The sequence below is a fragment of the Lactobacillus sp. UBA5813 genome (genome assembly GCF_002417895.1).
Classification (GTDB): Bacteria; Bacillota; Bacilli; order Lactobacillales; family Lactobacillaceae; genus Lactobacillus; species Lactobacillus amylolyticus.
This window is the reverse complement of sequence record NZ_DICZ01000025.1, coordinates 4,175-5,344: the sequence shown is the minus strand read 5'-3', so window position 1 is coordinate 5,344 and position 1,170 is coordinate 4,175. Positions and strand designations below refer to the sequence as shown.

Sequence of the window (1,170 nt, the reverse complement as noted above, 5' to 3'; positions counted from 1 at the left end):
AGATTGAACGAGCTATTTTTTTGCGTATATAAAAGATGTACATCAGCAGCAAACCATAACAATCTGGCGAGATTGAAAATTATGACTGGGTTTTATCCAACAAAATGTCACAACGGGCGAACTTCAGGGCTTTAATCGCTTCTACATGAAATGGCTCTCCTGCTGGTAACAGTTAGGGAGCCAAAGAAAATTATTGGAGATTAGCCAAACAACGCATCACAAGGTCAGTATCTTGATTTTCCAACTCTTGGATGACATGTAAATAGGTGTTCTGAGTAGTGGTCATACTCGAATGTCCGAGGCGTCTGGACACACTAGCAATAGACACACCGGCGAAGAGCAACAGAGAAGCATGCGTATGCCGCAAGCCGTGGATTGAAATAACAGTAATGCCGAGCGTTTTGCAATGTCGCGCTAAAATACAATTTGGAGTAGAATTGTAAATCTTTTGCCCCTCATTCACAAAAATGGGCTTATCTGTTGGCTTATCCTTGATTAATCCTGCGAACTGAATGGCCGTCATCCAATCTAGAGACACTTTACGAACAGATGATTGATTTTTAGTCGGCTGGAATCCACCATTTTCTTTGTAGTTCCATGTTTTATTGATAGAAATTGTTTGTCGAGCAAAGTCAAAGTCTGCAGGTGTGAGGCCAAGTGCTTCTGAAAAACGAAGCCCGGTTTTTGCTATTAAAAGAATTAGCCAATCCCAGTTGATTTCTTTCTTTAAATTCAAGTGACCAAGTAATGACTGTAATTCAAATTGGTTAAGGAATTTACTCTTTTTGGGACGTGGAGCTTTTCCCTTGATGATTGCTCGCCGTGTGGGATCACGATCGATAAAGCCCTCATCAACTGCATCCAAGATAGCTGCTTTCACATGATGGTGGAAGTCCATCGTTGTTGTACGCTCGTGGTATTTAGCATAATCATTTAACAGGATTTGATATGACAGACGAGTCACATCACAAAGTTTGAGGCCTGGGGCAAGTTGCTGCAACCATTGCAGACTAAGTTGATACTTCTTCATGGTTACATCACGGATTGCTCCGAATTTGTAGGTTGCTACCCACTTTTTAAAGTAGGTACATAACAATTCTTGGTTATTCATGGTATTTTCCATCCTTTCGTATTCATTTATATATTTTAATCTTGCTTACGTTGATGAAG

At 40.3% G+C, this 1,170-nt stretch carries 1 protein-coding gene; it reads right to left on the bottom strand.

The genetic code is table 11. The features are described from left to right. Positions 1-190: 190 nt before the first annotated feature. Entirely contained in the window at positions 191-1,111 is a 921-nt protein-coding gene (locus B2008_RS04950) for a site-specific integrase (protein WP_286822512.1), read from the bottom strand. Positions 1,112-1,170 lie beyond the last annotated feature (59 nt).